General features: G+C 40.3%; 24 protein-coding genes. 9 read left to right on the forward strand and 15 right to left on the reverse strand.

What is annotated here, in order from left to right; genetic code table 11:
• The first annotated feature begins 11 nt into the window (after positions 1-11).
• From rlmH to AC5YCE_RS10235, 3 genes are all read left to right on the forward strand, one after another.
• The gene (gene rlmH / locus AC5YCE_RS10225) at positions 12-494 is read left to right on the forward strand and encodes a 23S rRNA (pseudouridine(1915)-N(3))-methyltransferase RlmH (RefSeq protein WP_496125136.1); all 483 of its coding nucleotides are present in this window, start codon (positions 12-14) and stop codon (positions 492-494) included.
• Positions 495-673: 179 nt separating this feature from the next.
• The gene (locus AC5YCE_RS10230; protein WP_496171977.1) at positions 674-1,450 is read left to right on the forward strand and encodes a dioxygenase family protein; all 777 of its coding nucleotides are present in this window, start codon (positions 674-676) and stop codon (positions 1,448-1,450) included.
• Between the two features lie 218 nt (positions 1,451-1,668).
• Positions 1,669-2,445 carry a DUF4377 domain-containing protein gene (locus AC5YCE_RS10235; protein ID WP_496171978.1) on the forward strand — a complete coding sequence of 259 codons (777 nt, stop codon included), beginning with the start codon at positions 1,669-1,671 and terminating at the stop codon, positions 2,443-2,445.
• Between the two features lie 65 nt (positions 2,446-2,510).
• Here the strand turns inward: AC5YCE_RS10235 and gdhA are convergent, their stop codons facing one another.
• On the reverse strand, positions 2,511-3,854 hold the full coding sequence (gdhA, locus tag AC5YCE_RS10240; protein ID WP_496125139.1) for an NADP-specific glutamate dehydrogenase: 1,344 nt from the start codon (positions 3,852-3,854) through the stop codon (positions 2,511-2,513).
• A 341-nt stretch (positions 3,855-4,195) separates the two neighbouring features.
• Here gdhA and AC5YCE_RS10245 point away from each other — a divergent pair, with 341 nt between their 5' ends.
• The gene (locus AC5YCE_RS10245) at positions 4,196-4,990 is read left to right on the forward strand and encodes an RnfABCDGE type electron transport complex subunit B (protein WP_496125140.1); all 795 of its coding nucleotides are present in this window, start codon (positions 4,196-4,198) and stop codon (positions 4,988-4,990) included.
• A gap of 1 nt (position 4,991) precedes the next feature.
• A complete protein-coding gene (gene nth, locus AC5YCE_RS10250; RefSeq protein ID WP_496171979.1) occupies positions 4,992-5,681 on the forward strand; it encodes an endonuclease III in 690 nt (229 codons plus the stop codon).
• Between the two features lie 125 nt (positions 5,682-5,806).
• Here nth and AC5YCE_RS10255 read toward each other — a convergent pair whose 3' ends face one another.
• The 4 genes from AC5YCE_RS10255 to AC5YCE_RS10270 all read right to left on the reverse strand — a co-directional run bounded on the left by AC5YCE_RS10255 (position 5,807) and on the right by AC5YCE_RS10270 (position 8,694).
• Positions 5,807-5,983, reverse strand: coding sequence for a hypothetical protein (locus tag AC5YCE_RS10255; protein WP_496171980.1), 177 nt, complete (start codon positions 5,981-5,983; stop codon positions 5,807-5,809).
• Between the two features lie 77 nt (positions 5,984-6,060).
• Complete coding sequence (adk, locus tag AC5YCE_RS10260; protein WP_496125142.1) at positions 6,061-6,720, reverse strand: adenylate kinase; 660 nt, start codon at positions 6,718-6,720, stop codon at positions 6,061-6,063.
• Between the two features lie 79 nt (positions 6,721-6,799).
• Complete coding sequence (locus AC5YCE_RS10265; protein ID WP_496125143.1) at positions 6,800-8,116, reverse strand: hypothetical protein; 1,317 nt, start codon at positions 8,114-8,116, stop codon at positions 6,800-6,802.
• 62 nt (positions 8,117-8,178) lie between these two features.
• Positions 8,179-8,694 (reverse strand): hypothetical protein, encoded by a 516-nt coding sequence (locus tag AC5YCE_RS10270; RefSeq protein ID WP_496125144.1) that lies wholly within the window; start codon positions 8,692-8,694, stop codon positions 8,179-8,181.
• Between the two features lie 236 nt (positions 8,695-8,930).
• On the opposite strand from AC5YCE_RS10270, the gene mrdA reads away from it, so the two are divergent.
• Positions 8,931-11,018 carry a penicillin-binding protein 2 gene (gene mrdA / locus AC5YCE_RS10275; protein WP_496171981.1) on the forward strand — a complete coding sequence of 696 codons (2,088 nt, stop codon included), beginning with the start codon at positions 8,931-8,933 and terminating at the stop codon, positions 11,016-11,018.
• 1 nt (position 11,019) lies between these two features.
• Positions 11,020-11,574, forward strand: coding sequence for a 16S rRNA (guanine(966)-N(2))-methyltransferase RsmD (rsmD, locus tag AC5YCE_RS10280; RefSeq protein WP_496125146.1), 555 nt, complete (start codon positions 11,020-11,022; stop codon positions 11,572-11,574).
• A 59-nt stretch (positions 11,575-11,633) separates the two neighbouring features.
• Here the strand turns inward: rsmD and AC5YCE_RS10285 are convergent, their stop codons facing one another.
• Complete coding sequence (locus tag AC5YCE_RS10285) at positions 11,634-11,873, reverse strand: hypothetical protein (protein ID WP_496125147.1); 240 nt, start codon at positions 11,871-11,873, stop codon at positions 11,634-11,636.
• Positions 11,874-12,086: 213 nt separating this feature from the next.
• On the opposite strand from AC5YCE_RS10285, the gene AC5YCE_RS10290 reads away from it, so the two are divergent.
• On the forward strand, positions 12,087-12,797 hold the full coding sequence (locus tag AC5YCE_RS10290; RefSeq protein WP_496125148.1) for an IS30 family transposase: 711 nt from the start codon (positions 12,087-12,089) through the stop codon (positions 12,795-12,797).
• Positions 12,798-12,810: 13 nt separating this feature from the next.
• Positions 12,811-12,948, forward strand: coding sequence for a hypothetical protein (locus AC5YCE_RS10295; RefSeq protein ID WP_496125149.1), 138 nt, complete (start codon positions 12,811-12,813; stop codon positions 12,946-12,948).
• Between the two features lie 47 nt (positions 12,949-12,995).
• On the opposite strand, the gene sucD is transcribed toward AC5YCE_RS10295, so the two are convergent.
• From sucD to sdhC, 9 genes are all read right to left on the reverse strand, one after another.
• Entirely contained in the window at positions 12,996-13,886 is an 891-nt protein-coding gene (gene sucD, locus AC5YCE_RS10300; RefSeq protein WP_496125150.1) for a succinate--CoA ligase subunit alpha, read from the reverse strand.
• A 12-nt stretch (positions 13,887-13,898) separates the two neighbouring features.
• A complete protein-coding gene (sucC, locus tag AC5YCE_RS10305; protein ID WP_496125151.1) occupies positions 13,899-15,065 on the reverse strand; it encodes an ADP-forming succinate--CoA ligase subunit beta in 1,167 nt (388 codons plus the stop codon).
• Between the two features lie 168 nt (positions 15,066-15,233).
• A complete protein-coding gene (gene lpdA, locus AC5YCE_RS10310; RefSeq protein WP_496125152.1) occupies positions 15,234-16,667 on the reverse strand; it encodes a dihydrolipoyl dehydrogenase in 1,434 nt (477 codons plus the stop codon).
• A 67-nt stretch (positions 16,668-16,734) separates the two neighbouring features.
• Positions 16,735-17,949 (reverse strand): 2-oxoglutarate dehydrogenase complex dihydrolipoyllysine-residue succinyltransferase, encoded by a 1,215-nt coding sequence (odhB, locus tag AC5YCE_RS10315; protein ID WP_496125153.1) that lies wholly within the window; start codon positions 17,947-17,949, stop codon positions 16,735-16,737.
• Positions 17,949-20,789, reverse strand: coding sequence for a 2-oxoglutarate dehydrogenase E1 component (locus AC5YCE_RS10320; RefSeq protein WP_496125154.1), 2,841 nt, complete (start codon positions 20,787-20,789; stop codon positions 17,949-17,951). Before AC5YCE_RS10320 ends, odhB begins: the two co-directional genes overlap by 1 nt.
• 755 nt (positions 20,790-21,544) lie before the next feature.
• Positions 21,545-22,255, reverse strand: a complete 711-nt coding sequence (locus tag AC5YCE_RS10325; protein WP_496125155.1) for a succinate dehydrogenase iron-sulfur subunit — start codon at positions 22,253-22,255, stop codon at positions 21,545-21,547.
• A gap of 14 nt (positions 22,256-22,269) precedes the next feature.
• Positions 22,270-24,168 carry a succinate dehydrogenase flavoprotein subunit gene (sdhA, locus tag AC5YCE_RS10330; protein ID WP_496125156.1) on the reverse strand — a complete coding sequence of 633 codons (1,899 nt, stop codon included), beginning with the start codon at positions 24,166-24,168 and terminating at the stop codon, positions 22,270-22,272.
• A gap of 12 nt (positions 24,169-24,180) precedes the next feature.
• The gene (gene sdhD, locus AC5YCE_RS10335; protein WP_496125157.1) at positions 24,181-24,546 is read right to left on the reverse strand and encodes a succinate dehydrogenase, hydrophobic membrane anchor protein; all 366 of its coding nucleotides are present in this window, start codon (positions 24,544-24,546) and stop codon (positions 24,181-24,183) included.
• Positions 24,546-24,944, reverse strand: a complete 399-nt coding sequence (sdhC, locus tag AC5YCE_RS10340; RefSeq protein WP_496125158.1) for a succinate dehydrogenase, cytochrome b556 subunit — start codon at positions 24,942-24,944, stop codon at positions 24,546-24,548. The genes sdhD and sdhC overlap by 1 nt, the downstream gene beginning before the upstream one ends.
• Between the last annotated feature and the right edge of the window lie 432 nt (positions 24,945-25,376).

Raw genomic sequence — 25,376 nt, forward strand, 5'->3', positions numbered from 1 at the left:
ATTCTACGCTTATGAAAATTCGAATTTTGACCATTGGACAAAAAATGCCTGCTTGGGTACTCACAGGTTTTGAAGATTATTTCAAACGTATTCAGCCTTTTGTTCAAACTCAAATCATTGAACTGCCTATGGCAAAGCGTGGTAAGAATGATTCTGAGGCTGATATTTTAAAATACCGTCAGATTGAAGGTGACAGTATTTTAGGAGCAATGAAACAAAATGAAGTGCTGATTGCACTTGAAGTCGGCGGTAAAGAATTTAGTACTGAAAAGCTTGCTGAAACCATGAAATCATGGATGCTTGAAGGCAACGATGTTGTCTTGGCGATTGGTGGTCCAGATGGTCATTCTGAAGCGGTACGTAAAGCAGCTGCATGGCATTGGTCTTTATCGAAACTGACACTGCCTCACCCAATGGTGCGTGTGATGCTCATTGAACAACTGTATCGTGCAATGACGATCAATCATAATCACCCCTATCATCGTGCGGGTTAATATTCTAACTGTTTAATGAATACTTGAGTGAACTAGATATTTGAAACAAGCTGAGCATTAGAATCAGCTTAGGCTATTTAATCATTCTATTATTGAAACGCCACGTTGACCATAACTGTCTTTATCTCATCTCTAATTTTAGCGATGATCAAAATCTCCCAATGATTAGGCAAATCATCATGAATTTACAAACGCTTCCTGGATTATTTATTTCGCATGGCTCACCGATGTTAGCGATTAATCCTGAACAGGTTGGCCCAGCTTTAAATCGCTTAGGTTTAAACTTACCCAAGCCTGAAGCGATTATTGTGATGTCAGCACATTGGGAAAGCAACGCACTAGAAGTAAGTACAGCATCACGCCCAATGACTTGGCATGACTTTCGTGGCTTTCCTGAAGAGCTTTATGACATTCGTTATCCGGCACCTGGTCAACCAGAATTAGCAGAAGAGATCCTCAAGTTATTGGCAGATGCCCAGATTGCTGCACATGCAAATAATACGCGTCCACGCGATCATGGCGTATGGATGCCATTGTTACACATGTACCCTGAAGCTGATATTCCAGTGATTGAAATATCCCTTCCGATGAATATGAGTTCTGATGATATTTACAAGATTGGTAAAATATTAGCACTCCTGCGTGAACGTCAAATTTTACTTATTGGCTCAGGAAGTATTACGCATAATTTACGTGAACTATCATGGCACGGCGAAGATTCAAATGTTCCTGAATGGGCATTCACTTTTCGTAATTATGTCGTCAATAAACTGAGCCATAATGATTTTGATGCAGTGCTTGACTGGGAAAATATTCCATATATGGAACGCAACCATCCAACCATTGAGCACTTTGCCCCCTTATTTTTTGCAATGGGCACAGGTCATCGATTTAGCATTGTACATAGTAGCTTTACCATGGGCGCGTTAGGTATGGATGTTTATCGCTTTGATTAAATAACTTCCGAAAATTAAAGCTAAATGGTTAACCATATCCATTTAGCTTTTTTTTCATAACAAAAGAATAAATTGTCTTAAAAAACAATCAAAATTTATGTATTTACAAATGCTTGTTACTTGATACATATTGATACGGAAACTATTCAGTCTTTTCATTTTCTTTTCAATAGTATCCGTTATGATGCATTCATTTATATTTATTGATACTTATCATAATGAAATTCAAATACTTAGCTATCGTACTGATTCCTTTAATGTTCGCAGCTTGCGAGTCTGCTGATATTAATAAAGCTGGAGATGTAACAGTGTCTGTTTTACAACAACAAAATGCAGATAAAACATTGGCATCCTATATATGGAGCACCACAACAGCTGATGCACCAAAACCGATTGTATTGAATTTTTCAAATGAAGGTCGTTTAAGTATTTCGACCAGCTGTAATACGATGGGGTCTTCTTGGACAGTTGAAAATAACCAGATTGTCACAGGCAATTTTATGTCAACAATGATGGCATGTCCTGATCATTACATGAAACAAGAAGAGATTGCATCGAGTTGGTTTGAAGATCGAAAAGTACCATTTGTATTAAACATGAACGATCCAAACAAACCGACTTTAACTCTGACAGATAAAAATGGTCAAACAGTTGTCCTTACGGGTCAAATGACACCTGAAGTCAAATATAGCTCTGCTGCTGAAACGATTTTCCTTGAAGTTTCTCCTGAAACTAAACAGTGCACTGGCATTGCTCCACAAACTTGCTTACAAGTCCGTGAGATCAAATATAGCGAACAAGGTGTAAAGACTCAGGTGGACAAAGACTGGAATCTTTTCTATGACAAAATCGAAGGATTTACACATACACCAAATGAGCGTCAAGTCATTCGTGTAAAACGTTTTGAGATTAAACATCCAGCTGCAGATCAATCTAAGTATGCTTATATTTATGACATGTCCGTTGAGCGTGAAGCAGTGAAAGGTTCACTTTAAGTTAAAATTTCTCATTAAAAAACCGAGACAATGTCTCGGTTTTTTATTTCAAGCCTATTTACAAATTAGTAAACGCCTTGAGCAAGCATGGCTTCAGCCACTTTTACGAAGCCTGCAATATTCGCACCATCAACATAGTTCACAGTACCATCTTCTTGAGTACCGTATTTAACACAGTTACGGTGAATTTCTTTCATGATTGCATGTAAACGCTCATCTACTTCTTCGAACGTCCAACCCAAACGGATTGCATTTTGAGACATTTCAAGACCCGATGTTGCAACACCACCTGCGTTTGAAGCTTTACCTGGTGCATAAAGAATTTTCGCTTCTACGAATTTCTCAACAGCAGCCAAAGTCGAAGGCATGTTTGCACCTTCAGCAACACAGATTGCACCATTTGCAAGAAGCTTGTCAGCGTCATCTGCATCTAACTCGTTTTGAGTTGCGCATGGTAATGCGATATCGCATTTGATACCCCAAGGACGTTGTCCTTCCAAGTATTCAAAACCGTGCTTAGACGCAAACTCTGAGATACGACCACGTTTAACGTTTTTAAGTTCCATCACTTCACGTAGAAGCTCTTCAGTTAAACCGTCTTTGATGTAAACAGTACCCGCAGAGTCAGAAAGTGAAACCACTTTTGCACCTAAATATATCGCTTTTTCAGCAGCATACTGTGCTACGTTACCAGAACCTGAAATCGTTACGACTTTATCTTTGAAGCTATCGCCACGAGTCTTGAGCATTTCCTCAGCGAAATACACAGTACCGAAACCCGTTGCTTCAGGACGAGCCAATGAGCCACCAAAAGTTAAGCCTTTACCCGTGAATACACACGATGTGTCATTGCTTAACTTCTTCATCATACCCGCCATGTAGCCTACTTCACGACCACCCACACCAATATCACCCGCAGGAATATCTGTGTTTGAACCTAAATGACGATATAACTCGATCATTAACGCTTGGCAGAAACGCATAATTTCGCCTTCAGATTTACCTTTAGGGTCAAAATCTGAACCGCCTTTACCACCACCCATAGGCAATGTCGTTAATGCATTCTTAAAGGTTTGTTCAAAACCTAAGAATTTTAAAATTGAAAGGTTCACTGATGGGTGGAAACGCATACCACCTTTGAATGGACCGATTGCAGAGTTATATTGAACTCGGAATGCGCGGTTTACGTGTGTTTGTCCTTGGTCATCAACCCAAGAAACACGAAATTGGATCGCTCGTTCTGGCTCCACTAAACGTTCAAGTAATCCGTGCTCAGCATATCTTGGATTCTTTTCGATAAAAGGCCATAAGCTCATCATCACTTCTTCTACAGCTTGTAGAAATTCAGGTTGATTCGCATCACGTGTTTTAACGTAGTTTAGGAAGTCGTTAAGGCTGTTATATTTCAACGCTTAATCCTCAGCAGAAAGGTGGATCAAAATTGGTCAAAATTTCAAAATATTGATAAGTTTTGGCGCAAAGTATTAAATATCTTTTGAAGTCAATCTACAACACTTTTTCATTAATATTTTAAATTAATTATTTAATCAATGATTTAAATATAGTAAAGATAATTTTTTATTATGAATCACCCAATATTTTCTTATAAGAAAAATGTATTTATTGTGCTAAAAATGCGCTTTTTGAGCCCTATATCAGCGCGTCCTTTTCCACCTCTTTTCATGGTAAAATTTTAACTTGCTCAGCTATATATGGGCATCGCTCTTTAATCTTCCAAATTAAGCCTTACATGAACGTAAAAATCTCTCTGATACAACAAATTGATGCTTTTCTTCCGCAAACTCAATGTGGATTGTGCGGGCATCGTGATGGTTGCCTTCCTTATGCCAAAGCAATTGCTGAGGGTGAGGAAGCCAACAAATGTGTCCCTGGTGGTCAACCTGTCGCTGATCAAATCGCAGCTTTGCTCGATCGTCCGACACTTAAAGCAGAAGAAAGTGTTTGGCCGATTCAAGCGGATTTACGTCCTCAGCGTATGAAGGCCATCATTAGAGAAGATGAATGTATCGGCTGTACCAAATGTATTAGTGCCTGCCCTGTGGATGCCATTATTGGTTCAGGCAAACTTATGCACACCATTTTGACTGACCTGTGTACGGGTTGTGAGCTGTGTATTCCGCCTTGTCCTGTTGATTGTATTGATCTGGTTGAAGATCAAAGTGAATTACCAAATGACACTAAGCGCATGGAAGAACAAACTGATCTGAGACGACGCTATTACTCACATATTCAACGTGAAGAAAAAAGACGGATCAACCGTAAAGGTCCTGTGGTTCGGGCCGACATTGATACTGAACTTTTTGCTCAATTTTCAGCACAATCTATCCATGTTCCCTCTATAGAAATTGTGGAGAAAGCGTCACAGGTTTCAGCACCACTTGATGTGAAGAACACATTAGCACTTGCAAAATTGCGTACACAAATTAAAAAACTGGAAAAACAACTCAGTGTTCGTGATGATTTAAAGAAAAGAGAGCTTTTAGCACAATTAACTCAACAACTTGAAGCTTTGCAGGATGCTTAAGATGACTGTAAAGAATATGACCAAAAAACAAATTCAAACTTTTTTTGAACGATTGCGTGAACAACGTCCAGAACCTAAAACCGAGTTAAACTATTCAAGCTCTTTTGAGTTGCTGGTTGCTGTAACGCTTTCAGCTCAAGCGACAGATGTCAGCGTCAATAAAGCCACCGATAAACTTTTTCCAGTCGCCAATACGCCAGAAGCGATATATGCCCTCGGTGTTGATGGCTTAAAGTCATACATCAAGACCATCGGGCTTTATAACTCTAAAGCTGAAAATGTGATTAAAGCTTGTCAGATGCTCATAGAAAAGCACAACAGCGTTGTTCCAAACAATAGAGCTGATCTAGAGGCTTTACCTGGTGTCGGTCGTAAAACGGCAAATGTGGTACTCAATACAGCATTTGGACAACCGACTATGGCGGTTGATACCCATATCTTCCGTTTGGGTAATCGTACGGGTCTTGCAGTCGGTAAAAATGTACTTGAAGTCGAACACCGATTGGTGAAAGTGATCCCCAAAGAGTTTATCGTTGATTCTCATCATTGGCTCATTTTGCATGGTCGATATTGTTGTATTGCTCGTAAACCTAAATGCGATGAGTGTATTGTGTCAGATGTCTGCAACTGGCCAGACCGTTTCGATTTTGGGGCAGCTAAACCCATTAAAATCAAAACTATTCAAAGCTAAAATGAAAGATTAAGAAAGATACCTATATAGGTATCTTTCTTCATTCCGATATATAAAAAAGCCTATACATAAACAAAAGCGATCTTTTTGAAAATGCTACCTGTGTTGATATAAAGCTAAACGACCTACGGCTTGTTTTTATCTTTCAGTTTTGGATGTAGTTGGACTTCGGGTTTATTATGTTTCATCTCTGCTTTTCGTTCTGCTTCTGCTTTACGCAATAGTCTAAGGCTAATGAAAACCAAATAACACATCACCGCAAAAGTACAAATAAGAAGTAGTACCACACCAACTTTGAGCAAAGCCCTTACTCCAAACCATAAAAAAGAGCCCTAATATGACTTAGGACTCTTTTAATGTCAAAAATTCTAATTTTGAATTATTTTGACTGATCTAGAATCGCAAACAAATCCGTTTGAACTTCATCAATTGGACGTAGACCATTCAATTTGTCATAAGTCGGTGCATTTTCACCAGAAGCTGCACGACCTTGGTAGAAACCAACCAGTTGCTCAGTTTCTGTGTGATATGAACCTAAACGTTTACGAATCGTTGCTTCTAAGTCATCTGGACGTTGAACTAGGTCTTCACCCGTTTCATCATCTTTACCTTCCACTTTTGGTGGATTGTAAACGATATGATAGACACGACCAGACGCTGGATGTTGACGACGACCAGATAAACGTTGAACGATTTCTTCATCAGGCACATCAATTTCGATCACATGATCAATCGTAATACCTTCGTTTTCCAAAGCTTCAGCTTGAGGAATCGTACGCGGGAAACCATCAAAAATACAACCATTCACACAATCAGGCTGTGCAATGCGTTCTTTTACAAGACCAATGATCAGTTCATCTGATACTAGACCACCATTGTCCATCACGCTTTTAGCTTGAAGACCGAGTTCAGTTCCTTCACGAATCGCAGCACGGAGCATATCACCGGTTGAAATTTGTGGGACATTGTAGCGCTTACAGATCAACTGAGCTTGTGTGCCTTTACCTGCTCCAGGAGGTCCGAGTAATATAATGCGCATAAATAAACATCCTCATTTTAACAATATGTATGACACTTGCTTTTACAGAACCCAAAATCTGTAAAAATCTAGCATCTAATTATAAGAAAGCCACAAACAAATGTATTAAGCCAGCGAAAAACCCGGTTACCCCACCAAGTACAATTAATATCCATTCGTCTTCCTGAAATGCAGGACGTAATAGATTTTGAAACTCTTTCGGTGTTAACTCGCGAATACGATCTCTAAACATTTGATAGATTTTCTGTGCACGGCTCGCATTGAACGCAGGGTCGCATACAGGCACCATCGTAATTTCAATTGAACGATCGATCAAGTCTGTCTTGAGTTTTGCATACTCTTTTGGACCTAAAGATAGCTGTAATGAAGTCCGAACCAATGGTGTTTCCATAATTTCATTAATATGACGTTTTACAATACGACGAGTTTTTTCCTTTTTACTGCCATACATCATTTCGGTCATAATCGATTTTAAAGTGATTAAATCTTCAGTCACTACTTTTGCAAATACATCTGAAACTTCTTCTTGACGTTTCATAAATGCACCTTGAATATTATAAGTCCCAATTCGCGGAATGACAGGCTTAATCCAAGGAAATTTTCGATCTTTCGTCAACTCAAAAAATTGAGGATAACGAATGAAATGCGGCTCAACCGGATTGAATACCATCCAAATGGCGATCCAGTTGGTTAAGAAACCCCAAATTGCAGCCCAAATCGGAACAGTCCAGTGCCAAGGCACCACAAACCATACGATCATTTGGAAAACACCGAAGAACATACCAATTAACGCACTGATATGCCAAATAAAATTAATTTCTTTTTGACCGACTTTCAGGAACATGTTCACCATCAGTTGGCGATCACCTTCCATTTGGCTCACCACCATCTCACGCATATTGACTAATGATTCAACATTCATGGTCAATTCAGTCACTAACTGTCTTAAGACTGCGGGTAGCTGTTTGTGTGCTTGTGCATAAATACGGCGCTTAATCGAATAAGGTAAGTTTTCCCAGAGCACAGCATTGCGATCCATCATCACTTCATCGATCAGATGTTCAAGCTCAAAGCCGACTTGCTCTCCGATAATGCGTGCCATATCTTCTGGATCCATGGCTTGTAAAAATTCTTGCAATGAACCCAGTTTAGATAAAGTATTATCGGTAATAATGCCTGAAATACGTCCAGCTTTACGCGGTACAATCCCTTGCCAACCCACTGGAAGTGGACCAATGTGGAAGCCCCAAAATTTGATTGGATAGAACACCATTTTGAGTGCCATCCACACGTGTGCCCAAGTAACAAGTGCTGTTACTGGAATAATACTGAGCACAGCATAAAAATCTGGTCGATTTAAGAAGGCTTGCCACAAATCACTTACATATTCAAACATTCATGACTCTCATATTGAATTCTATGTGCGGTCAAATAAACTGTATAGAAGCATAATATCTTCTAAAATCCCATACTTAAGGTGTAGGCAAATTGTATTTCAGGCTTGGTTTCACGTACAACACGATTACCATCCTTTAACTCTTCTCCAGCTGTAACACCCACACTAATCGTACTAATCCGCTCTTTATTTAAGAGTACATAGGATAAATCTACGCCACCGCCTAACTGCAACTCATCAGATCCATTGATTGGTACACTTCTTAAATGACCTGCAAATGCACCCAAGTAAAAACCATTTGCATCTTTACCATTTAAAACAACCGGATATCTAAATCCAATCTGTCCACCAATTTCATGATCATCATTGGTAAATGCGCCTACTTTTGCATAAGCGATACCATAAGGATTCGCCCATTCACCATTTACATGTGCGAGTTTTTGAGTGATTCCAGCGCCCACATTGAGTGTAGAGATTTGTTCCGACTTTATCTTTGCTGGAGGTAAATATTCAGAAATATCTGCATGAGCAACATTCCAAATTGTACCGAGAAAAACTAAAGGAAAGATATTTCTCATTATTTTCTCCATTGTCTCATCTAGAGATCAATTTTTTTATTTATCCTTAATTTTTTGACTTTAACAGATTAATTTTCGATCTTATATACAAATCAAATGAAATTTAATGTCGCTATGGTCAAGATTTCGCATAATTCATCCCTCTCAGAATGCATTATTTTTTTTAAAATCGATCGTATTCTAAGGTAACATACGTGCACCAACAAAACCCTAAACCGTGATTAAGTCGACGTCATATGAAACATCAGTTTCCTTTAAAAAATGTTCAACAAGAAAAACGTATATTTCGTAGTCGAATATTTTTCGCGATGGGTGTTGTCATCTTTTTTTTAATGCTTCTATTAGTTCGTTATGCCTATTTGCAAATTATACATCATGAAGAATTCAAACTGGCATCTGATAATAACCGCATTCGTTTACAACCGATTAGTCCTGCCCGTGGTTATATTTATGATCGTAATGGCGTTTTACTCGCAGATAACTATCCTGTTTTTACAGCGACCTTAAGTAAAGCCGATGTTCAAGATATTGATGCTACCATTGCACGCTTAAAGCCTATTATTAGTCTGACCGCTGAAGATATTGAGCGGTTTAACAACCGTGTAAAAACGGCTAAAAAGACAGAACGCGTTACCATTAAATTAAATTTGACTGAGACTGATATTGCACGTTTTAGTGAGATTAAATTCCAGTTTCCGGGCGTAGCCATTGAAACGCAAATGACCCGTTATTACCCACATGGTGAATTATTTGCGCATGTGATTGGGTATGTGGGTCGTATTAACGATAAAGAACTCAAGGAAATTGATAAAGATGCTTATGCAGGCACCAATCTGATTGGAAAAATTGGTGTTGAAAAATTTTATGAAGATTTACTGCATGGTGCGCCGGGTTTTGAGTCAATTGAAACAGATGCTTTTGGTAATGTGCTGCGTAAATTAGGTAAAAAAGAATCCATTCGCGGTAACGATCTATATCTCTCGCTTGATTATGGTCTACAACAAGTTGCATCAGAACAACTCATCGGTAAGCGTGGCGCCATTGTAGCGATGGATCCGAATACGGGTGAGATCTTAGCCCTTGTGTCGAGTCCAAGTTTTAACCCAAACCTGTTTGTCACAGGCATCAGTACAGCTGATTATAGTGCGCTACGCGATAATATTGATCAGCCATTATATAATCGTGCTGTTCAAGGTTCCTACCCACCAGGTTCAACCATTAAACCGATGTTTGGTTTAGGGGGAATCCATTATGGTGTGGTGGATTGGCATACCACCATTTCTGACCCTGGATATTTCACTTTGCCAGGTGATAGTCACCGTTTCCGTGACCATAAAAAATCAGGTCATGGCTCAGTCAATATGCATAAAGCTCAAGTGGTGTCTTGCGATACTTATTTTTACATTCTCTCTTTCCAAATGGGGATTGAGAAGATGAATAGTTGGATGCGTCAGTTTGGCTTTGGTGAGAAAACCGGGGTGGATTTACCTAGTGAAAGTACAGGACTTTACCCTAGTCCTGAATGGAAAATGCGTACACGAAAAACCAAATGGTTACGCGGTGAAACTATTTCGGTGAGTATCGGACAAGGGGCTTTTACCTCCACGCCACTTCAACTTGCTATGGCGACTGCAATCACGTCCAATCAAGGGGCTCATGTTACCCCGCATGTTCTGCGTGAATCTAAAGGCGCTAAAGCACATAAAGTCCATAATGCACCCAATGGCAAAATTCAGTTCAATGGTCAACCTGAAGACTGGATCAAAATGCGTGAAGCGATGGTCGATGTCATCCAATCTGGAACAGGAAAAGCCATTCGTGGAGGCTTGCAGTATCAAATCGCAGGGAAAACAGGAACGGCTCAGGTGAAAAGTATTGCTCAAGGGAAACGCTATAACGAAGCAATTTTAACGGATCGCCAGCTCGATCATGGTTTGTTTGTCGGTTTTGCCCCTGCTGAAAAGCCTGAAATTGCTGTTGCGATCATTGTTGAAAACGGTCGTGGTGGTAGTGCTACGCCAATTGCACGTCCGATTATGGACTACTGGTTACTCACGCGTAAGCGTAATCCGATTCAACCACCACAACATCAAATCAGTGGTGGCTTGATGACCGCTGGAATTAAACCAGGCGATTTACCAAGTGGCGATAACACGATGTCTGCGAACGTTAATCCTTCTTCAACCCCACAATCTACTCAAACTACAACTGCATTGGCAACTGCAACGGCAACATCACAACCAGCTTTAGGTCAAAACACCGCTGCTAGACAGCCTTCTGCTCTAACTCAAATGATCACTCCACCATCAGCTACAGGAAATTAAGATGAAAAATCAATTACGTATTATTGGTGGTGAATTAAAACGTCGCGTCTTACCTTTTGCAGATATTGAAAATTTAAGACCAACGCCTGATCGTGTTCGTGAAACGTTGTTCAATTGGCTGATGTGGGACGTTCAAAATGCTGAAGTTTTAGATTTATGTACGGGTTCAGGTGCGCTTAGTTTCGAAGCATTATCACGTGGTGCTGCAAATGTCACCATGATTGAACCTAACGCTATACAAGCTAAATTTTTAAAAGATAATCTGAAACTTTTGAAAATTGAAAACTGTAAATTGCATGTCACAACAGCACAACAAGCGATCAGAAGTTTGCCAGCTGACCATTTTGAGTTGGTATTTCTAGATCCACCCTATCGCTTAAATCTTTGGCAAGAACTTGCAGCCAATACTGATCCTTTAATTAAAAATAATGGATTTATCTATGTTGAAGCGGATTGCCCACTGAATCAATTGGAATTACCAAATAGTTGGTCTTTGATCAAAGAAACGAAAGCGGGTGTTGTTCGTGCAGGATTATATAAAAAGTCTACTTATTAAACTCAAATTACAGTTAAAAAATGGGATAACGTTATCCCATTTTTGTTTCGGTTAAAATATTAGCGTGGTCGAGGGTGATCTGATCGTGGACGTTCACGATCCCAGTCAGCTCGTTGATCTCGCTGTTTATTCCAATCACCACGTTTTTGATTCTGCCAATCTTGACGTTTATGATCACGATCATAGCGTTTATCTTGATCATATCGTTCGTTATTACGATTTGGATGATCATCAAAAGGGGCTACAACACACCCGGTCAATGAAGTTATCAGTACAGTCAGTGCTATTGTCTTTTTCATGGTTCAGCTCCGCAACTCTTTTCTAAGCTCAATGTAGTGACTAAAAATGGAGTGAAGCTGTAGAAAATGTTGAATCATGTTTATAACTGTTCATGTTCAATTCATATTTGATACTTAGATTCTCAAATGAAGTGCAACAGAGATTAAATTATTGAAAGGAGGCAAGATGAGTTAGTATTTTGCTTCCAGACCGACCAAAGTCAAAGTTGCATCATGAACTATACTCATCTTACCCAAGAAGAAAGATATCCGATTTATACATTGTTAGATGAAAGGTTTTCTAAGCGTTATATTGCTTGGAGACTGAATCGTTCACCTTCCAACAATCCTAAAAGAATTCCTGATGACATATGGATACATGTCATCTCTTATCTTGAACTTCAATGGAATCCTGAAGAGATCGCTTCTCGTGTTTCAGTCAGTCTGCATTCAATTTATCGTTTGATACGGCAGGATAAAAATAAGGGCGGCACACTCTTTCATCACCTACGTTTCAGAAATCAAAGAAAGAGGAAATATGGCTCTTGCGAAACCCGTGGTCAGCTGGCTAATCGTAAAAGCATTCATGATAGACCTGTTGAGATTGAGCAGCGTAATTGTTTTGGTGATCTAGAGATAGATACGATTATTGGTAAGAATCATGAGCAATCATTGGTCTCGATTGTAGATCGAAAGACAACCTATTTGTGTTTGAAGAAGTGTAGCTCACGTAAGGCAGATAAAGTTTGCCAAACAACTATTCGTCTACTTAAGCCGCTTAAAGATCAGCTCAAGACGATTACCGCAGATCATGGTAAGGAGTTCAGCCTGCATGAGTATGCTGCTCAAGAATCAGAAATAGATTGGTACTTGGCTGATCCTTATAGCGCTTGGCAACCGAGGTACCAATCAAAATATAAACGGCTTATTCAGACAATACATTAGAAAAGGAAGTGACTTGGATCAGTATACGGATGAATACATTTCAAAAATCACTGACCGTATAAATCAACGTCCAAGAAAAAGACTCGGCTTTAAAAGTCCAAGTCAGGTATTATCCCAACAACATGGCGTTGCACTTCAAATGCTAATCTAAGACCTATAAAAAAACCTCCCAAAGGAGGTTTTTTTATTTAAATTATTTTAAGCAATGCCTTTGTCTTTTAAAACTTGTAGCATGGTTGAACCTAACTCTGCTGGACTACGTGTATATGCCATTCCTGCACGCTCAAAAGCTGCAAACTTCTCTTCAGCCGTTCCTTGACCACCAGAAATAATCGCACCCGCATGCCCCATACGTTTACCTTTAGGCGCAGTTACACCCGCAATATAACCCACAACAGGCTTCGTTACGTGAGACTTAATGTATTCAGCAGCTTCTTCTTCAGCAGTACCACCAATTTCACCAATCATGATGATTGCTTCAGTTTGTGGATCGTCTTGGAATAATTTTAAGCAATCAATTTGATTCATGCCTGGGATTGGATCACCACCAATACCAATACAAGTCGACTGACCTAAACCAAGTTTGGTTGTCTGCGCTACAGCTTCGTACGTCAAAGTCCCAGAACGAGAAATAATTCCGATTTTACCTGGCTGATGAATATGACCTGGCATGATCCCGATCTTACATTCACCTGGTGTAATAATACCTGGGCAGTTTGGTCCGATTAAGCGCGTACCATTACCATAGGTTTCGAGGTAACGTTTTGCTTTGAGCATGTCTAAGGTTGGCACGCCTTCAGTGATCACAACAATCAACTCAATACCGGAATCAACTGCCTCTACAATTGAATCTAAAACAAATGGAGCAGGTACATAGATCACAGATGCATCAGCACCAGTTTCTTTAACTGCTTCATTCATTGTGTTGAAAACAGGGAGATTAAGATGTTGTTGCCCACCTTTACCAGGGGTCACACCACCAACGACTTTTGTGCCGTAAGCTAAAGCTTGCTCAGAATGGAAAGTACCATTTTTACCTGTAAAGCCTTGTACCAATACTTTGGTGTCTTTATTAATTAATACGCTCATGATTGATACTCCTTACGCTTTCACTGCAGCAACAACTTTTTCTGCAGCATCAGCCAAGCCAGCAGCAGAAATTAATTTAAGACCTGATTCATCGAGTAATTTTGCACCGAGTTCCGCATTGTTCCCTTCTAAGCGAACAACGACAGGTACCGTTACATTGACTTCTTGAACCGCTGCAATGATGGCTTCAGCAATCATGTCACAACGTACAATCCCACCAAAAATATTGATCAGAATTGCTTCTACTGTGGTATCTGACAAAATAATTTTAAATGCTTCAATCACGCGATCCTTCGTTGCACCACCACCAACATCAAGGAAGTTTGCAGGCTGACCACCATACAATTTAATAATATCCATGGTTGCCATAGCAAGACCTGCGCCATTGACCATACAACCAATATTACCTTCTAAGGCAACATAGTTCAGATCAAACTCAGAGGCTTTAAGCTCGCGCTCATTCTCTTGAGACTTATCACGCATCGCGTTAATTTCAGGTAAACGATAGAGGGCATTTGAATCAATCCCTACTTTTGCATCTACACAAAGAATATCGCCATTCTCACGGACTGAAAGTGGGTTAATTTCAAATAATGCGAAATCATTTTCAATAAATGCTTGATAAGCCGCAGTCATTATTTTTACAAATTGGTTAATTTGCCCATCTTTCAAATTTAATTGAAATGCAACTTCACGTGCTTGGAAAGGTAGAAGTCCAACCAACGGATCGACTTCAACTTTGATAATTTTCTCAGGAGTTTCTTCTGCGACTTTTTCAATCTCAACACCACCTTCTGTGGATGCCATAAAAGTCACACGACGACTTGAACGATCAACAACCGCACCTAAGTACAATTCTCTTTCCACAGGATAAACATCTTCACAAATCAAAAGGCTGTTTACTGGCTGACCATTGGCATCGGTTTGATAGGTAACTAAGTTTGTACCAATTATTGAATTTGCATAATCAGCAACTTCTTGTTTAGATTTGGCAACTTTTACACCGCCTGCTTTACCACGGCCACCTGCGTGAACTTGTGCTTTCATGACAGCAAACTTACCGCCGAGCTGTTCAAAAGCTGCAACAGCTTCATCCGCATTGGTTGCAAGAATCCCTTCTTGAACTGGCATTCCATATTTTTTTAACAGCGATTTCGCTTGATATTCATGTAGATTCATTATTTTACCTTTGACTACTTTTCACGTTTTTATGGTTTACTAATACCTAAACATCCATCACGATAAGTATTAGCAATTATTTAATTTTCTATTATTAGTTTTAGATGATTATTCATACAAAAACAACCACCAAATGCAAAAAGAGCGGCCTAAGCCGCTCTTTTTAGATTATTTACGTTTACGCTGAATTGCGTGAATCGCACGTCCATCGACTGCTAGCGCAGCCTCATGAACCACTTCAGAGAATGTTGGGTGACCAAAAGTCATTAACTGTAAATCTTCAACAGAAGATACGAACTCGAGTGCGATCATACCTTGGTGAACGATGTCAGACGCAGCAGGTCCAATCACGTGCATACCCAAAAGACGATCTGTTTTTGCATCAGCAACAAACTTAACAAAGCCTGCATTTTCACCCGCAGCCATTGCACGACCATTTGCAGCAAAACCAAATTGACCAGTTTTCACTTCATGGCCTTTTTCAATTGCTTGCTGTTCTGTTAAACCTACCCACGCCGCTTCTGGGTGTGTGTAGATGACAGAAATGATGGTGTCATAGTTCACTTGTGCAGCATGACCGTGAATACGCTCAACTGCCATTACGCCTTCTTCCATTGCTTTATGTGCAAGCATTGGACCACGTACCAAGTCACCAATGGCATATACACCTTCAACAGAAGTTGCACACCAATCGTTTACTTCAACCAAACCGCGTTCAGTGAGTTTGATACCACAATCGTCTGCCAATAAACCTTCAGCATATGCACGACGACCTACACAAACGATCAATTTATCGAAAGTTTGCTCTTTGTCTTCGCCGCCTTGTGTGTACTTAACAGTAACTTCACGACCATTGACTTCAGTACCAGCAACTTTCGCGCCAACACGGATATCAAGACCTTGCTTCGTTAAAAGTTTTTGGTAGTCTTTAGCCAAAGCTTTATCAGCCATGGGTAAGAATGCATCCATTGCTTCAAATACAACAACTTCTGCACCCAAACGACGCCATACTGAACCAAGTTCAAGACCGATGACACCCGCACCGATTACGCCTAAACGCTTAGGAACTTCTTGGAATTCTAATGCGCCAGTTGAGTCAACAATGATGTCTTGATCTACAGGAGCAACAGGAATATTTACAGGTACAGAACCGGTCGCAAGAATCACGTATTTAGGTTCTAAAATTTGAGTTTCACCTTCGTGAGATACAAACTCAACTTTTTTACCCGCAAGGAGTTTACCAGTCCCTTTTAACCACTCAATACCGTTACCTTTAAGCAGGCCATCGATACCCATAGTCAATTGGTCAACGATTTTGTCTTTACGCGCAAGAAGCTTTGCAAGATCAAACTTCACGTCACCGGTGGTAATACCATGATCATCTAAATGATGAACTGTATCTTCGTAACGATGAGAAGAATCAAGCAATGCTTTAGATGGGATACAACCCACGTTTAAGCATGTACCACCTAAAGATGGCTTGCCTTTATGAATACGTTTTTCGATACAAGCAACTTTAAAACCAAGTTGCGCAGCACGAATCGCAGCTTCGTATCCACCTGGTCCACCACCAATCACAACAAGATCAAACTGTTGAGACATATTAATCTCCAAGTGTAGATTTAGAGGATCGCCCTAAATCTACTTTTGTAATTTTATGAACTATGAATTAAAGATCAAGGATCAAACGAGCTGGCTCTTCTAGCAATTCTTTGATTGTTACAAGGAAACCGACTGCTTCTTTACCATCGATTAAACGATGGTCATAAGAAAGAGCCAAGTACATCATTGGAAGAATTTCTACTTGACCATTTACAGCCATTGGACGTTCTTGGATTTTATGCATACCCAAAATCGCAGTTTGTGGCGTGTTTAGAATCGGCGTAGAGAGTAAAGAACCGAACGTACCACCATTGGTAATCGTGAACGTACCGCCAGTCATATCTTCGATACCCAATTTACCGTCACGCGCTTTACCCGCATATGCACGAATACCGTTTTCAACTTCAGCATAGTTCATACGGTCTGTGTCACGAAGAACAGGAACCACTAAACCACGTTCGCTTGATACTGCAACACCGATGTCGTAGAAACCGTGATAAACGATATCTTCACCATCAATTGATGCATTAACCGCTGGGTAGCGTTTAAGCGCTTCAGTCGCAGCTTTAACAAAGAATGACATGAAGCCAAGACGTGCACCATGACGCTTTTCAAAAGCATCTTTGTATTGGTTACGCATATCCATGATTGGTTTCATGTTCACTTCGTTAAACGTCGTTAACATTGCAGTTTCTTGCGTTGCAGCAAGAAGACGTTCAGCAACACGTTTACGAAGACGAGTCATCGGAACACGTTTTTCAACACGTTCACCCACAGCAACACTCAAAGGCGCAGCTGGAGCAGCAGCTGGTTTAGCTTGATGATTCGCAACATCTTCTTTAGTGATACGACCACCACGACCAGTACCAGCAACATCGCTTGCAGCAACGCCAGACTCAGTCAATGCTTTACGCACAGCTGGCGCTTGATCAGCAACTTGAGCACGCTCAACTACAGGTGCAGCACCTGCTTCAGTGACCGCAGCAGCTTGTTCAACTTTCGCTTCTGATTGAACTGCTTGAGTTTGAGCAGCGCCAGATACAGCACCCTCTTCAAACTGAGCAATTACTTCATTAGAAAGAACAGTATCACCTTCGTTTTTAACGATAGATGCAATTGTACCGTCTGCAGGCGCAACAACTTCTAAAACAACTTTGTCAGTTTCGATATCACAGATCACTTCGTCACGTGATACAGCTTCACCTGGTTGTTTGTGCCAAGTTGCAATTGTTCCATCTGCAACTGACTCTGGAAATACCGGTGCTTTAATTTCGGTTGCCATTATTTAGAATCTCCTGATTGTTCAGCTACGATCGCCAATGCGTCATTTACGAGCTGAGCTTGTTGTTTTGCGTGCAAATAAGGTGAACCACAAGCTGGTGCAGCAGAAGCTTCACGACCTGCGTAACTAATTTGAATATGTTGACCAGACTTCATTACGCCTTCGTATAAACGAGGAGCAATAAATAACCACGCGCCTTGGTTCTTCGGTTCTTCTTGAGCCCATACTAATTCTTTCACATTTGGATATTGAGCAAGAACCTCAGCCAGACGAGCTTCAGGGTACGGATATAATTGTTCAACACGAACGATGGCAATGTTGTTCAATTCGTTTTCACGACGTTTTTCAAGTAAATCGTAATAAACCTTACCACCACAAAGCACTAAACGTGTTACATCAGACTTGTTGATGTTATCTACTTCATCAATCACAGTTTGGAATGAACCATTTGCTAATTCTTCTAAAGTTGAAGTAGCAAGTTTGTGACGAAGTAATGACTTCGGTGAAGTAACTATCATTGGCTTACGAATAGGACGCAGCGCTTGACGACGCATTGCATGGAATATCTGTGCAGGGGTAGTCGGTGTGATCACTTGCATGTTGTCTTCTGCGCAAAGCTGTAAGAAACGCTCTAAACGTGCTGAAGAATGCTCAGGACCTTGACCTTCGTAACCATGTGGAAGAAGCATTGTTAAACCACACACACGCTCCCATTTGGTTTCACCTGAAGCGATGAATTGATCAATCACAACCTGTGCACAGTTTGCGAAGTCACCGAATTGCGCTTCCCAAATAATCAAACTCTTAGGAAGAGTCGTCGCATAACCGTATTCAAATGCCAATACTGCCATTTCAGACAATAAAGAATCATAAATCGCAGTACGTGGTTGGTTTTCTTTAATATGGCACAGTGGAATATAAGTCGAACCGTCTACTTGGTTATGCAATTTTGCATGACGATGTGAGAATGTACCACGACCCACGTCTTCACCCGTCAAACGAACAAGGAAACCATCATCTAGAATGGTTGCATAAGCTAAAGTTTCTGCAGCACCCCAGTTCAGTGGCATTTCACCTGTTTGCATTTTCAGACGGTCATCAATCACTTTAGATACTTGACGCTGCATCACAAAGCCTTCAGGCAATTGACGCATTTTCGTACCAAGCTCTTTTAAGCGTTCGATTGGGAAAGATGTATCCCATTCATCTGTATAGTCGTGACCTAAATAAGGTGTCCAATCAACGAACATCTTCTTATTTGGCTCAAGTACAAGTGCATTTGCAACATGCTTACCTGCTTCCAAATCAGAACGATATTGTTCAACCATTGCATCAGCAGCAGCACGATCAAGAATACCTTGTTGAACCAATTGGTCCGCATAAAGTGTACGAGTGGTCGTTTTCTTGTTAATGACTTGATACATCATTGGCTGTGTTGCTGCTGGTTCATCCGCTTCGTTATGACCACGACGACGGTAGCAGAACATGTCAATCACGACATCTTTACGGAATGTATGACGGAAATCATGTGCCAATTGAGCAACAAACAATACAGACTCAGGATCATCACCATTGACATGGAAAATTGGTGCCTGAATCATTTTTGCAATGTCAGTACAGTATTCTGTAGAACGCGCATCACGTGGGTCAGACGTTGTGAAACCAACTTGGTTATTCACCACAATATGAACCGTACCACCTACCGTATAACCACGCGTTTGTGACATTTGGAAGGTTTCTTGGTTTACACCTTGACCTGCAAATGCTGCATCACCATGGACGATTAATGGTAATACATCATCACCACCAATATCTTTACGACGAACTTGACGCGCACGTACAGAACCTTCAACTACAGGCCCTACGATTTCTAAGTGTGATGGGTTAAATGCCAATGCCAAGTGAACTTCGCCACCTGATGTCATGACATTTGAAGAGAAACCTTGGTGATATTTAACATCACCAGAACCTTTTTTATGCAAGCTCTTACCTTCGAACTCACCAAAAAGATCTGCTGGGTTTTTACCCATGATGTTCACAAGAAGGTTCAGACGTCCACGGTGTGGCATACCGATCACAACTTCTTTACAACCTACTGAACCTGCACGTTGAATCACAGCATCAACCATAGGAATGAAAGATTCACCACCTTCCACACCAAAGCGTTTAGCACCAACGTATTTATTACCTAAGAATTTTTCAAGGCCTTCAGCTGCTGTTAAACGTTCTAAGACGTGTTTTTTCTGCTCAGCAGTGAAACCAAATTGACCTTTAGCGCCTTCAAGACGTTGCTGAATCCAACGTTTTTCTTTGGTATCAACAATGTGCATGTATTCAACACCAATTGAAGCACAGTATGTTGCTTCCATTGCTTGAATCATTTCACCTAAAGTTGCTTCTTCTTTACCGATTGCAAGATTACCAGTATTGAAAACTGTATCTAGATCAGATTGCGTTAACCCATGCGCATCTAATTCTAAATCATAGACATGCTCACGCTTCGCCAAACCCAGTGGATCTAATTTTGCTTTTTGATGACCACGGTTACGGTATGCTGCAATGAGTTGCAATACACCAATCTGACGACGCTCATGTTCAGAGCTAACAGCACTTTGAACAACAGGTTGAACACGATTTGAATTACGACCGAGTAATAGGAATTGCTCGCGTACGTTGCTGTGAGGCTGATCACCCTTTGGGAATTTACCGAAGTATTCTTGCCAATCAGCACCCACTGAATCTGGTGCTGTTAAATACTGTTCATAAAGTTCTTCAATATACGCTGCACTGTCAGCGGAAAGTTCAGTGTCAAGACGCAGAGCGTCAGCAACTTCTTGCATTTGTGGACCCATTTCCTATTGCAAAACATTACAGGGAGCTTTTTAAGCTCTCCCATGATTGATAATGCCAAATCGGTAAATTGACATTCACCCATCTGGCACACATGACCATGGGGCGTGAGTAGTATCAGAAATCATCCGATACAAACAGCGAGCCATAACACACTCAATCGCATTATGCCTCTATATACTCGACCTAAATCGAGCAATTTTTTTTGCAAATTGGCTTAGAAAAAACAAGTCTAAGTCTTGTGTTTACTAAGACAACTCTAATTTAACTCATAATTCGTAGTTTTTTACGTTGAAAAAACCTCAAAATGTTGAATAAATGTACATAATTGACTGGTTTTTTAGCAATTATAAACTGTTCAATTCTATCACAGCGTAAGATTACTATTGATTTAATTGACACATACTATTCATAAATTAGCGAAATACATTAAAAAAAATATGCGTTAAGCTACAGAGCATTATCGCAAATTATTCAATTTTCACCATCGAATTAGACTAAAGACTAACACGTATTATACTAATTCAACATCACTGAGTTTCGACTATAAATATATTAACATTTCCTCAATATAAATACAGACTCTAAACACTGAACTTAAAACACTTAAGCTTCTATTTTAGTCATTATTGAAGCTATTTCGATCAATCAAATTTTCAAATCAAATACCACCCTCAAATTCGACTCGATCTAAAAGATGAACAAAAAAAAGCACACCGAAGTGTGCTTTTTATCGAACTAAAGATTAACCGGCTTGATCTAAAAGCATATTACGGATGTGACCGATTGCTTTAGTTGGGTTTAAACCTTTAGGACAAACTGATACACAGTTCATGATTCCTTTACAACGGAACAATGAGAACGGATCATCTAAACGCGATAAACGATCTTGAGTGCCCGTATCACGCGAATCGATAATGAAACGATATGCATTCAACAAAGCTGAAGGGCCCAAGAATTTATCAGGGTTCCACCAGAATGATGGGCATGAAGTTGAACAACATGCACAAAGAATACATTCATACAGACCATCTAAGTGTTCACGCTCTTCAGGAGACTGCAAACGTTCTTTCGGTGGCGCAGGCTGATTGTTGATTAGGAAGGGTTGAATCTTGTCATACTGATCGTAAAACTGATTCATATCCACAACTAAATCTTTGACCACTGGCAAACCTGGTAATGGACGAACAGTTATCACTTCAGGTAAATCGTTTAGGTTCCAAAGACACGCTAAACCATTTTTACCATTGATGTTTACACCATCAGAACCACAAATACCTTCGCGACATGAACGACGGAACGTTAAAGATTCGTCTTGTACTTTTAGTGCAAGAAGCGCATCAAGCAACATACGGTGCTTATCAGTCAACTCAAGCTTAAAAGTTTGCATGTACGGTGCTTTATCCTTATCAGGATCGTAGCGGTAGATATTAAATGTACGAGTACCTCTACTCATCTTACTTCTCCTAATTAGAACGTACGTGGTTTAGGTGGAATAGCTTGAACCGATAAAGGCTTATAGCGTACAGGCTTATACTCTAGACGGTTGTCTGAAGAGAACCATAATGTATGCTTCATCCACTCATCATCACGGCGACCATAAGAATAAGTTGGGTGATCTGGTGGTAATTCAAAATCTACCACAGTATGCGCACCACGACATTCTTTACGCGCTGCAGCTGAAATCAAGGTCGCTTTAGCAACTTCATACAGGTTTTCAACTTCTAAAGCTTCCACACGCGCAGTGTTAAATACTTTAGATTTGTCTTTCAAAAGGATGTTACGAACACGTGGCTCGATCGCAAGGATTTCCTTCACGCCCTTTTCAAGCAATTCAGTGGTACGGAATACACCTGCATGGTCTTGAACGATGTCACGAATCGCATCAGCAACATCTTGAGCATTTTCACCTTCAGTTGACTCATCCAATTTACGGATACGTGCAACAGTTTTCTCTAGCACAGTTGTAGGAAGAGGCTCATATTCATCACCGTGATGTTTAGTCACATATTCAATGATGTGTTGACCAGCAGCCTTACCAAATACAACAAGGTCAAGCAATGAGTTTGTACCTAAACGGTTTGCACCATGTACAGACACACAAGAACACTCACCGATTGCGTAGAAACCTTTAACAGGTTTAGTGAAGTTACGATCACCTGCATTATGTGAGTACACATCAGCATCTTTATCGTAATGAGCTTCAAAAGGAGTTGTTTCACGAGACTCAGGAACAACAACCTGACCATGAATGTTCGTTGGAATACCACCCATTTGGTAGTGAATCGTTGGAACAACTGGAATTGGTTCTTTGGTGATATCAACGTTCGCGAATTTCTTACCAATCTCAAATACAGATGGAAGACGCTTCATGATCGTTTCAGCACCTAAGTGCGTCATATCAAGCAAGATGTAATCTTTCTTCGGACCACAACCACGACCTTCTTTAATTTCTTGGTCCATAGAACGTGATACGAAGTCACGTGGAGCCAAGTCTTTAAGTGTCGGAGCATAGCGTTCCATAAATGGCTCGCCTGAATCGTTACGAAGGATTGCACCTTCACCACGACAGCCCTCAGTCAACAATACGCCTGCGCCAGCAACACCCGTTGGGTGGAACTGCCAGAATTCCATATCTTGCAATGGAATACCTGCACGAGCAGCCATACCAAGACCATCACCCGTGTTGATATAAGCATTTGTCGATGCACGGTAAACGCGACCAGCACCACCTGTAGCGAACAATGTAGCCTTAGCTTGGAACACTGCAATTTTACCTGTTTCTTGGTCAATTGCTGTTACACCAAGTACATCACCAGCTTCGTTACGGATCAAATCAAGAGCGATCCATTCAACGAAGAATTGTGTACCCATTTTCACGTTGCTTTGATAAAGCGTATGAAGAAGTGCATGACCCGTACGATCGGCAGCAGCACATGCACGTGGCACAGCTTTCTCACCATAGTTCGCAGAGTGACCACCGAATGGACGTTGGTAAATTGTACCGTCAGCGTTACGGTCAAATGGCATACCCAAGTGTTCAAGTTCATATACAACTTGTGGCGCTTCACGAGTCATAAACTCGATAGCGTCTTGGTCACCTAACCAGTCCGAACCTTTTACTGTGTCATAGAAGTGGTAGTGCCAGTTATCTTCTTGCATATTACCAAGAGATGCACCAATACCACCTTGCGCCGCTACAGTGTGTGAACGTGTTGGGAATACTTTAGTCAATACCGCAACTTTCAAACCAGCTTGAGCAAGTTGGTAAGAAGCACGCATACCTGAACCACCACCACCAACGATGACAGCATCGAAAGTTTCGTGTGGAATATTTGTGTAATCTTCTTTAGGGTTTATAGCGCCCATGATTGTTTCCTATCAATTCGCCCAAAAAATCTGGATTGCCCAGATTGCATACGCCAATACAGCAATAATCACTGCTGAAGTTAGTACGATACGCAAACCATTTGCAGAAGGACCCATTTGACGAGTCGTCACGTAATCCGTGAAAACTTGCCACATACCGATCCATGCATGCGCAACAAGAGATAAGACTGACAATAAAGACATAATCTTCATTGGAGTTGTCATCATGAAGCCATACCATTGTTCGTAGCTAAATCCACTGTTACATAGAATCCAACCCAAAATAACAACAGTATAAACAGCCAAAACAACAGCACTTACACGTTGAATAAACCAATCGCGTGAACCTGAACCTGTAAAGCCTGTAGCACTTTTCATTAGAGTACGATCCATACAAATGCTGCAACGATACCGATTGCAGACAAGATTAATGCGATAGTAGATGCAAGACGACCACTCTCTAGCTCTTCAGCTACGCCGACGTCAGCAAGTAAATGCTTAACACCTGCAACGAAGTGGAAAATAAGGCCGGCTACAAATACCCATACGATAAAGCGCACAATGAAACCACTCATGACTTCTTGAACTTGCGCAAAACCTTCAGGAGAAGACAACGACTTGTCTAAAATCCATAAAAGTACCGGTACGAGTAAAAATACGATGACACCAGAAAGACGGTGTAGAATTGATGCAATAGCCACAGGGGATTTTAAGTTTACGTCTAAAACTTGACCCATGGACAAATTGACAGGTCTGTTGCTTTTCACAGCGGGCATCCTGTAAGTAAAAACTCCATCCGGAGTTTGTTGGAATTAGTTCGAAGGAAAGCTGGCCTAGCTAGGTAAGCGAGTACCTAATCATTTATACGACACGGAATTATAAAACGTGAGCCACTAAATTACAAACAACCCTTTACCCTACTTAAGTTAAAATATTTATTAATAAGAATCATTTACATTAACAACTTGCATTAAAAACCAAAATAAATTGCAAAATAAAAACATAAGCTTCTGTTTTTAAAAAATAAAGTTGGAATTTAGAGTGCGGTATAACGATATCTCTTTGAACTGCATGTGTATAGACTAAAGAACAATAACAAACTATATTGGTGCTACTAATAATTATTATTTTTATAAATATCAAAATCTTATAAGCAAATAAGCAATTTTAATTATTAAATCATCTTTGTATTAGAAAAATGAATATAC

The sequence above is a fragment of the Acinetobacter sp. CY79 genome (genome assembly GCF_059515845.1).